We start from the raw sequence: 8,563 nt of genomic DNA on the forward strand, positions 1-8,563 counted from the left end.
GCTCATCCGCTGTCGTATCACCCAAGGATACGGAAATGCCCGTCAATCGGATCACGCAACCCGTCTCGACCGCTTCGTTTTCGGCCAGCAGAGATCTGCATGGCCCGGGTGCGTAGCGGCAAGCCCTGCGCCCGGGTCTAGGCGATCTCGAGGATCAGCGTCTGGCGATAGGGCCGGTCAGGCGTGCAGACAATCGCCGGAAATGCCGGGACATTCGGCGCATTCGGATAGCCCGACGGCTCGATGCAGACCCCGGCATACGGCGCGAAAGGCGTGGACAGATGGGCGGCGGAATAGACCTGCGCCCCGGGCTGATCGGACCGAACCGTCATCGTCAGACCCGACGGAGCCGCAAGCGCGGCAACCGGCTGATCCAGCATGCCGCTGGTGCGGAACACGAAGAAATGATCAAGATCCTTGGCGGCCTGTCCAATCCGCCGGGACGACGAGAAATCCAGCCCGACCGATGCGGACTCGACGATCCTGCCGCGTGGAATCCCCTGATCGTCCAACTCCAGGTGACGATGCGACGCCAGTTGCAGGAGGTGTTCGGAAATGCCTTGGGCGGACCCCAATGTGTAGTAGTTGTGCTGCGCGATGCTGATCGGGGTCGGCCTGTCCGGCCAGGCCGAGATCAAATACGTCAAGCGTGGGCAATCCAACCGGACCTGCACCTCGAACCGAACGGCCCCCGGAAACCCACAGGTACCGTCGGGCGAGATATGCACCAGCACCGCCTCGCGTCGGGAAAGCCGCTCGACCTGCCAAGACTGTCGCGACAACCCGTCGGACCCGCCATGCAGCGTGTTTCGCCCTTCGTTGGCACTGAGCGCGTGTCGAGTGCCGTTCAACTCGAAGCCTGCCCCGCCAATCCGGTTGGCGACCCGCCCAACAATCGCGCCCAGATAGAACGGGTCGTCCAGATATTGGGACGGGTCGTCATAGCCAAGGATCAGCGGTTGATCCTTGTACCACCACCCCTGCGTGATCGCGCCATGGCCCAGCATTGACACCCGCATGCTCCCATCCTGCAGGTGGACAACCGGAATTTCAGCCAAGCCCTTCCGATTTTTGTTCATCATCCGGCCAATGGCGCCAGCGCCTTGTAATACGCTCTGTATCGTCGATAGGCGCTGTCATAGGCTTCGGTCAAACCGCTCTGCGGTTCGATGACGGCGTCGATCTTTGGCGGTGTCATCACCGTTTCGGGTGTTGCGTCCCCGGCAGCGCACATGGCCAACCGCGCCGCACCCAGTGCTGCGCCAAACGCGCTGCCTTCAGGCAGGGCCAGCGGCACGTTCAACGAGGTTGAGATCGTCTGCAGCCAAAAGCGGGATCGCGCCCCACCACCCACGACAACCAATTGCGCCGGCTCGGTGCCCGTGGCCCTCAGTGCCTCTAGACAATCGCGCATCGCAAAACCGACCCCCTCCATCACGGCCTGCACCAGATCCGTCGACCCGGTTGCGATGTCGAGGCCCAAAAAAGCCCCGCGGATGGCGCTGTCATTGTGCGGGGTCCGCTCGCCAGAGAGATAGGGCAGAAAAGTCACCGGTGACGGCCCACAAGGCTCAGCAGCCAGCGCCCCGGCCAGCACCTCGACCGGTTGACCCAGATTGCTTGACAGCCAGTTCAAGCTGTTGGTCGCAGAAAGAATGACGCCCATCTGTATCCAACGCCGGGGGACCGCGTGGCAAAAACAATGAACCGCCGTCTCAGGCGCCGGTGCATAGCTGTTCCGGGCCATCAGAAGCACACCCGAAGTGCCAAGAGACAGAAACCCGGACCCTTCGTCGATGCTGCCGATCCCGCAGGCTGCGGCTGCATTGTCGCCTGCACCTCCGGCGACGACGACCGGGCCAGACAGCCCGAATTCGCAGCACAGATCCTGCCGCAGCTCGCCGCCGGGTTCGGTGCCTTCGACCAGACGGGGCATCTGGTCGGACCGCATGTGGCCCAGCTCGAGCGCCAAGTCCGACCAGTCCCGCGCGCCGACGTTCAGCCAGGACGTTCCCGCACTGTCGGACAGGTCACTGACATAATCTCCAGTCAGCCAGAACCGCAGATAATCCTTCGGCAGCAACACCATGGCCGTACGGGCAAACAGGTCGGGTTCATGGGTGCGGACCCATTCGAGTTTGGGCGCTGTAAAACCGGGAAACACGATATTGCCCGTGGTCTGGCGCATCCCAGGGCTTTCGTCCAGCGCCTGGGCCTCTTGCGCCGACCGGGTGTCGTTCCACAGGATGCATGGCCGCAGCACTGCACCGTCCCGGTCCAGCAGCGTCGCGCCGTGCATATGCCCGCTCAACCCGATCGCCCGTACGGCGCCCCAAGACCGCCCGTCGGCGTCCCGAAGCCGGCCCATGACGGTCCTGCAGGCCTTGATCCAGTCCTGCGGGTTTTGTTCGGACCAGCCCGGATTCGGGGTGGATGTGGCAACCCCGGCCTCGGCTTCCGCAACAACCTGCCCGGCCCCGTCCACAAGAATGCCCCTGAGACCCGATGTCCCCAGATCCAGACCCAGATACATTTGATGTGACCCCGCCCGTCCAGTTAGCGAGCGCAAATTGTTTCTTGAGCCGCAAGAATGTCAACACTGAACACCGCCCCTCGGGATGATCCAATTGGATTGTTGGTGAACGACCGGCCTTTGGACTGAAGTTGTCCCACCTTTTCGGACAACTTGGCAGCCTTTCCGAGGTGTATGCGCTTTGTCGCTAAAACCGGGTGAAGGGTAGACTTCCGCTTTCCCCGAACAGATTTACACCATGGCCCGTATGACCGCAGTGCCAAGCGCGGTGTAGCGGTTGAGCACGGCGACGCGGACCTGGATGTCCGCGACCTGCCCGTCGAAGCCCCTTTCCATGAGGCTTTGGCCCATCAGTTTCACGCAATGCATCTTGGGCTCGACGCGGCTTCGGCGGTGATATCCGCTCTTTCCATTGCCGGCAGGCGCACCCGCAGGATACTGCCAAGAGGGGTCGCCAAAGCACGCGACCCGGGGATCGTGACGCGTTGGCCGCTTCTTTTCGGGCGATGACCCGGCGCTGGCAGGCTTCCACGGGCTGGCTTTCGTGAGCCGCGGGTCGGATTGCCGTTCTGTGCCCCGTCGCCGGTCAACGCCGCGATGGCGTTCATGACCTGTGCCGCATGGTCGGGGTTGGCCGCCGCCGGGTGCGGGGAGACAAAACGGCCGCTGTCATTGTCGAAAAAACGCCCCGAAGCCTCGGCGAATTCGTCCGACAGCGCCGCGCGGCGCAGGGTGTCGGCGCCGATGGCCAGGTCGTTGCCGACCACGCCAAAGCCTTCGCGCACCATTTTCGACGCCAGCAGCGAACCGGGATTGACCGCAACGAAAACCGGCCGCTGCGGATGCGCCCGTGCCATCTCCTGCGACCAGATGGTGAAGACCAGCTTGCTTTGTGCATAGGCCTCCATGTCCGAAAGCGGCCGCTTGCCGTGCATCGCCCCTACGTCCACCGGCGCCTGCGCGGCCGATGATAGGTTCACCACACGGCCCCCGGCCGGGATGATCGGCAAGATGCCCCGGGTCAGAAAATGGGGCGCCAGCGTGTTGACCACGAAACGCACGTCCAGCTCCTTGGGCGTCAGCGGCTGCGGTGTCTTGTAGACACCAGCATTGTTGATCAGCACACCCAGCCGGTCATGGCGGGCGCGGACGGCCTCAGCCAGCGCGGCGGCCTCGTCGAGGCGGGGCAGATCGGCGCGGAAGGTTTCAGACGCCCCGCCCACCGCCCGCGCGGCGGCGGCGCGCTTTTCGGAGCAGCACGCGGTGGCCGTCCGGGACGTCGATTTCGTCTACACCGATGTATGGGTGTCCATGGGCGAGTCGGATGAGGTTTGGTCACAGCGTATGAAACTGCTGCACCCGTACCAGGTGAACGTCGCCCTCATGGCCACAAGACCCGAAATCCGCAAGCGCGTTTCGTGCACTGTCTGCCGACTTTTCACAGTGCCGAATCCTCGGTCGGTGCAGAAATCCACAGCAAATTCAGGCTGGACGCGATGGAAGTAACCGAGGAGGTGTTCGAAGACCTGGCCTCGATCGTTTTCGACCAGGCCGAAAACCGGCTGCACTCCATCAAGGCCGTTCTGGTCGCCACTCTGGGGGCCTGAGATGCTGGTTGGCGCGGCCTTGGGCGGGAACGCGCTGTTGCGGAGGGGCCAGCCGCTGACCGCGGAGGTTCAGCGCGCCAACGTGCGTCGGGCGGCCAAGGCGCTGGCGGACATCGTCGGGGCCGGGCATCGGCTGGTGATCACGCATGGCAACGGCCCGCAAGTTGGGTTGCTGGCGCTTCAAGGGGCAGCCAGCGGACCGGATGGCGCATTCCCTCTGGACGTTTTGGGGGCCGAAACCGAAGGCATGATCGGCTACATGATCGAACAGGAGCTGGAAAACGCGCTGGCCCATGTGCACCCGGTGGCGACCCTTCTGACCCAGGTTCTGGTCGACCGCAACGATCCGGCTTTTCGCAAACCGACCAAGTTCGTCGGCCCAGTCTATGACCGCGCCGAAGCCCAGGCGCGCGCCCGCGCAGCTTGTTGGACCATAGCGCAGGACGGGGACAAATGGCGGCGCGTCATACCATCGCCCCGCCCAGTCGAGATTCCAGATTTTCGGGTTCTGAACCTGTTGTTGGACCAGGGCGTGATCACGATCTGCGCAGGCGGCGGCGGCATACTCGTCATCCGCAAGGATGACAGCAGCCTGATCGGAATCGAAGCGGTGATCGACAAGGATGCGGCCAGCGCCCTGCTGGCGCGTCAATTGCGGGCGGACGCATTGTTGTTGCTGACGGATGTCGACGCGGTCTATCATGATTTCGGAACCGACGCGGCCAGGCCGGTTCCAAGACTGACGCCCGACGAGGCGCGCGCATTGGATGCCCCCGCCGGTTCCATGGGGCCCAAGCTGGCAGCGGCGCGGATTTTGCCCAATCCGGCGATCTCAGCGCGATCGGACGGCTAGAAGATGCGCTAGCGCTTCTGGCCGGCAGGGCCGGGACCCGGATCGTTTCCAAGGAACTACCATGACCCAATCCGCCGATCTTCAAAACCGTGCCACCGGCCAAATTGTCGCAATCCGTGGCGGTGTGGTCGAGGCGGCATTTCCAGACCCCATACCCCGCGTCAAGGAATTGCTTTACGCCGGAAGGATCCCGCTGGAAGTGGAGTCGCTGGCAGAAGGCGGCGTGGTGCGGACAATTGCCTTGGCCCCGGTTCACGGGCTGGGGCTGGGTATGCCGGTGCGCGCAACCGGCGCACCGATTACAGTGCCGGTGGGGGATGCGGTTCTGGGTAGAATGTTGGATGTATTCGGCCGACCGCTGGACGGGTTGCCGGAACCGGCGACCGACTTGACCCGACCCGTTCACCGCCCGCCGCCTGCTCTAGCGGATCGCACCGTTCGGGCCGAAGTCCTGGAAACGGGCATCAAGGTGATCGACCTGCTGTCCCCGATCGAGCGGGGCGGCAAGACCGGCCTATTCGGGGGTGCCGGTGTCGGAAAAACGGTACTGATCACCGAATTGATCAACAACACGGTCCAAAGCCACGAGGGCGTCAGCCTATTCTGCGGAATCGGCGAACGCTCGCGAGAAGCCGAAGAACTTTACCGGGAAATGGGCGCTGCCGGCGTGCGGGACAAAACCGTGATGCTGTTCGGCCAGATGAACGAAGCCCCCGGCGTGCGGTTTCTTGTCGGCAACACCGCCTTGACGATGGCCGAGTATTTCCGCGACGACGCGCACAGGGACGTTCTGCTGCTGATCGACAATATCTTTCGTTTCGTGCAGGCCGGATCAGAGGTTTCGGGCATGTTGGGCCGGATGCCGTCCAGCGTGGGCTACCAGCCGACGCTTGCTACTGAACTGGCGGCACTGCAAGAGCGTATCGCCTCGACCAGACGTGGGGCGATCACCTCGATTCAGGCGGTTTATGTGCCGGCCGACGACTTTACCGACCCGGCCGCAGCGCACATCTTTTCGCACCTCTCCGCCTCGGTCGTGCTGTCGCGAAAACGCGCCAGCGAGGGGCTGTATCCGGCGGTGGATCCGCTGGCCTCAACCTCGGTCATGTTGTCTGCATCGGTCGTGGGCCAGCGCCACTATGATGTTGCGCGCGCCGTGCGCAGGACGCTGGCCGAGTACGAGGAACTGCGCGACATCATCGCGATGCTGGGACTTGAGGAACTGTCTGCAGCGGATCGAACCACAGTCGCCCGCGCCCGCAGACTGGAGCGGTTTCTGACCCAGCCGTTCTTTACCACCCATGCATTTACAGGCACCCAGGGTCGGCGCGTGACGATCGACCAGACGCTGGACGGGTGCGAGGCGATCCTGAACCAGGATCGGTTCGATCTGCCGGAAAGCGCCTACTACATGATTGGTGCGCTGGACGAAGTGAAGGAGCAGGCCGCATGACGATGGCACGCGACATGCATGTGACACTGAGGCTCCCGACCCGAACACTGTTCGACGGCAAAGCCACCGCCTTGACCGCCGTCGCGCCCAATGGCGGCTTTGGCCTGCTTCCCAACCATGTCGATTTCGTCACAGCGTTGGTACCATCGGTTCTGACCCTGAAAACCCCTGAAGGCGCTGAGTGTTTTTTTGGGATCGACGAGGGTGTATTGGTCAAGAAGGGCCATGATGTCAGCCTGGCGATCAGGCGCGGCGTGAAAGGGGACGATCTGGACAGTCTGCGCGCCACGATCAAGGCAACGTTTCTGCACATGGACGAGGACGAACGCGTCGCGCGCTCGGCGTTGTCGGGGCTTGAGGCCAATCTGGTCCGTCGCTTCGCCGAATTCAGAAAGAACGCGCCATGACCCAGAAGACCGACAGATCCGCCGAAGAGATTTCCCGCCGGGCCGAACGCATGAAGGCCGCGCGCGACAACCCCGGACCCAGCCCGTTGCGCGGGATTGGAACCTTCGGAATGATCGGTTGGTCGATCGCGGTTCCAACTGTCGGGGGCGCATTGCTGGGGTTGTGGCTGGATCGGATCGCTCCACAGGATTTCTCGTGGACCCTGGCGCTGATCCTGGGAGGGGTGGCAATAGGTGGAATGATCGCATGGGCCTGGGTGAACAAGGAAGGAAGTGAGAAATGATCGATTGGAACTGGGTCAGTTTTCTGACTGGCTTCGCATCAGGAGCCGCTGTCGGGGTCTTGTACTTCGCAGGTTTGGCGATGAGTGTTCGCTTGGCGCTGCGTGCGGCGCGAACGACCGGCCTGCTGCTGATCAGTTCGGCACTTCGGATCGCGACGGTCCTGGGGTTCGGCTGGCTGGCCGCGCAGGCCGGGCCGGCACCCCTCGCCGGCTTTGCCTTGGCCTTTATGCTTGCACGAGTGACGGCGATTACACTGGCACGCCCGGCAAACGGAGCGCCCTGATGGAGCTGACACCGGACTCGATCATTGTTTTCACTGTCTGGGGCATCCCGATCAATGCCACCATCTTCAACACGTGGATCGTCATGGGGTTGTTGACGGGCCTGTCGGTCGTGGTCACACGAAACCTCCGACCAGACACGCCACCCAATCGCTGGCGCACGACGCTCGAGGTGATCATCCAGGGCATTCAGCATCAGATACAGGAAATCACCCGGCGCCCGCCCGGCAGCCTGATCTATTTCGTCAGCACCCTGTTTCTGTTCATTGCCACGTGCAACCTGTTCGAAGTCGTTCCGGGCTTTGACGCCCCTACCGCTTCGTTGTCCACGACCACGGCGCTGGCGCTGTCGGTGCTGATCGCCGTGCCCATGTTCGGAATTTCAAGGCGCGGTCTGCGTGGCTATCTGAAGACATATCTCGAGCCATCGCCCATCATGCTGCCCTTCAATATCATCGGAGAGATCTCGCATGGGGTGTCATTGGCGATCCGCCTCTATGGCAACATCATGAGCGGCGCGGTGATCGCCGTGATCCTACTGAGCGTGGCGCCGTTCTTCTTTCCCGTATTGATGGATCTGCTGGGCCTGCTGACCGGGCTGATCCAAGCCTACATCTTCGCAATTCTGGCCACCGTCTACATCTCGGCTGCGATTTCGGATTCCGATGAGACGCAAAACGAAAAGGAACAGACATGACCGACCTAGCAATCATCGCCGCGGTTTCGATCTTTACGGCGGGACTGACGGTTTCATTCGGCGCCATCGGTCCAGCATTGGGCGAAGGCCGTGCGGCAGCCCAGGCTCTGGCGGCGATCGCCCAGCAGCCCGATGCCGCCCCCACCCTGTCGCGCACACTTTTCGTCAGTCTGGCCATGATCGAATCCACCGCGATCTACTGTTTCGTCGTCGCGATGATCCTGATTTTCGCCAACCCGTTCTGGGACACCGCTCTGGAACTGGTTCGGACATCGGGTCAATAGAGCATGTCTGTCGATTGGCTGACCGTTGCGGCGCAGATCGCCAATTTCCTGGTTCTGCTGTGGTTGCTCAAACGGTTTCTCTATCGTCCAATCCTTGATGGCATCGACGCCCGCGAAAAGGAGATCTCGGATCGAATGTCGGAAGCCCATCGTTTGATGGAGG

Annotated in this window: 11 protein-coding genes and 2 pseudogenes; 9 read left to right on the forward strand and 4 right to left on the reverse strand. The window is 62.7% G+C overall.

What is annotated here, in order from left to right; translation table 11 throughout:
• Positions 1 to 137: 137 nt before the first annotated feature.
• The 4 genes and pseudogenes from AC2FM3_RS13575 to AC2FM3_RS13590 all read right to left on the reverse strand — a co-directional run.
• Positions 138 to 1,082: an aldose epimerase family protein gene (locus tag AC2FM3_RS13575; protein WP_496682680.1), complete on the reverse strand. Its 945-nt coding sequence runs from the start codon at positions 1,080 to 1,082 to the stop codon at positions 138 to 140.
• Positions 1,079 to 2,533, reverse strand: a complete 1,455-nt coding sequence (xylB, locus tag AC2FM3_RS13580) for a xylulokinase (protein ID WP_496682682.1) — start codon at positions 2,531 to 2,533, stop codon at positions 1,079 to 1,081. The genes AC2FM3_RS13575 and xylB overlap by 4 nt, the downstream gene beginning before the upstream one ends.
• Positions 2,534 to 2,764: 231 nt before the next feature.
• Positions 2,765 to 3,088: pseudogene (locus tag AC2FM3_RS13585) on the reverse strand (hypothetical protein); the annotation flags it as partial.
• Between the two features lie 287 nt (positions 3,089 to 3,375).
• Positions 3,376 to 3,756 (reverse strand): annotated as a pseudogene (locus AC2FM3_RS13590) (SDR family NAD(P)-dependent oxidoreductase); the annotation flags it as partial.
• A gap of 40 nt (positions 3,757 to 3,796) precedes the next feature.
• On the opposite strand from AC2FM3_RS13590, the gene AC2FM3_RS13595 reads away from it, so the two are divergent.
• The 9 genes from AC2FM3_RS13595 (at position 3,797) to AC2FM3_RS13635 (ending at position 8,400) form a co-directional block, all read left to right on the forward strand.
• A complete protein-coding gene (locus tag AC2FM3_RS13595; protein ID WP_496682685.1) occupies positions 3,797 to 4,039 on the forward strand; it encodes a hypothetical protein in 243 nt (80 codons plus the stop codon).
• Positions 3,952 to 4,140: a hypothetical protein gene (locus AC2FM3_RS13600; RefSeq protein WP_496682688.1), complete on the forward strand. Its 189-nt coding sequence runs from the start codon at positions 3,952 to 3,954 to the stop codon at positions 4,138 to 4,140. The genes AC2FM3_RS13595 and AC2FM3_RS13600 overlap by 88 nt, the downstream gene beginning before the upstream one ends.
• 1 nt (position 4,141) lies before the next feature.
• Positions 4,142 to 4,993 carry a carbamate kinase gene (locus AC2FM3_RS13605; protein ID WP_496682689.1) on the forward strand — a complete coding sequence of 284 codons (852 nt, stop codon included), beginning with the start codon at positions 4,142 to 4,144 and terminating at the stop codon, positions 4,991 to 4,993.
• 61 nt (positions 4,994 to 5,054) lie between these two features.
• Positions 5,055 to 6,446 carry a F0F1 ATP synthase subunit beta gene (atpD, locus tag AC2FM3_RS13610; protein WP_496682692.1) on the forward strand — a complete coding sequence of 464 codons (1,392 nt, stop codon included), beginning with the start codon at positions 5,055 to 5,057 and terminating at the stop codon, positions 6,444 to 6,446.
• Positions 6,443 to 6,853 (forward strand): ATPase, encoded by a 411-nt coding sequence (locus tag AC2FM3_RS13615; protein ID WP_496682695.1) that lies wholly within the window; start codon positions 6,443 to 6,445, stop codon positions 6,851 to 6,853. The genes atpD and AC2FM3_RS13615 overlap by 4 nt, the downstream gene beginning before the upstream one ends.
• Entirely contained in the window at positions 6,850 to 7,137 is a 288-nt protein-coding gene (locus AC2FM3_RS13620; RefSeq protein WP_496682697.1) for an AtpZ/AtpI family protein, read from the forward strand. Before AC2FM3_RS13615 ends, AC2FM3_RS13620 begins: the two co-directional genes overlap by 4 nt.
• Positions 7,134 to 7,421 (forward strand): N-ATPase subunit AtpR, encoded by a 288-nt coding sequence (locus tag AC2FM3_RS13625; RefSeq protein ID WP_496682700.1) that lies wholly within the window; start codon positions 7,134 to 7,136, stop codon positions 7,419 to 7,421. The genes AC2FM3_RS13620 and AC2FM3_RS13625 overlap by 4 nt, the downstream gene beginning before the upstream one ends.
• Complete coding sequence (locus tag AC2FM3_RS13630) at positions 7,421 to 8,116, forward strand: F0F1 ATP synthase subunit A (RefSeq protein ID WP_496682703.1); 696 nt, start codon at positions 7,421 to 7,423, stop codon at positions 8,114 to 8,116. Before AC2FM3_RS13625 ends, AC2FM3_RS13630 begins: the two co-directional genes overlap by 1 nt.
• Positions 8,113 to 8,400, forward strand: coding sequence for a F0F1 ATP synthase subunit C (locus AC2FM3_RS13635; RefSeq protein ID WP_490362510.1), 288 nt, complete (start codon positions 8,113 to 8,115; stop codon positions 8,398 to 8,400). Before AC2FM3_RS13630 ends, AC2FM3_RS13635 begins: the two co-directional genes overlap by 4 nt.
• Positions 8,401 to 8,563: the final 163 nt, after the last annotated feature.

The organism is Ruegeria sp. BHSB172, from assembly GCF_059613165.1.

Excerpts from the sequence above, each read along its gene's own strand:
- AC2FM3_RS13575 (WP_496682680.1), bottom strand. The coding sequence starts at position 1,082 with ATGATGAACAAAAATCGGAAGGGCTTGGCTGAAATTCCGGTTGTCCAC.
- xylB (WP_496682682.1), bottom strand. The coding sequence starts at position 2,533 with ATGTATCTGGGTCTGGATCTGGGGACATCGGGTCTCAGGGGCATTCTT.
- AC2FM3_RS13605 (WP_496682689.1), top strand. The coding sequence starts at position 4,142 with ATGCTGGTTGGCGCGGCCTTGGGCGGGAACGCGCTGTTGCGGAGGGGC.
- atpD (WP_496682692.1), top strand. The coding sequence starts at position 5,055 with ATGACCCAATCCGCCGATCTTCAAAACCGTGCCACCGGCCAAATTGTC.
- AC2FM3_RS13615 (WP_496682695.1), top strand. The coding sequence starts at position 6,443 with ATGACGATGGCACGCGACATGCATGTGACACTGAGGCTCCCGACCCGA.
- AC2FM3_RS13620 (WP_496682697.1), top strand. The coding sequence starts at position 6,850 with ATGACCCAGAAGACCGACAGATCCGCCGAAGAGATTTCCCGCCGGGCC.
- AC2FM3_RS13625 (WP_496682700.1), top strand. The coding sequence starts at position 7,134 with ATGATCGATTGGAACTGGGTCAGTTTTCTGACTGGCTTCGCATCAGGA.
- AC2FM3_RS13630 (WP_496682703.1), top strand. The coding sequence starts at position 7,421 with ATGGAGCTGACACCGGACTCGATCATTGTTTTCACTGTCTGGGGCATC.
- AC2FM3_RS13635 (WP_490362510.1), top strand. The coding sequence starts at position 8,113 with ATGACCGACCTAGCAATCATCGCCGCGGTTTCGATCTTTACGGCGGGA.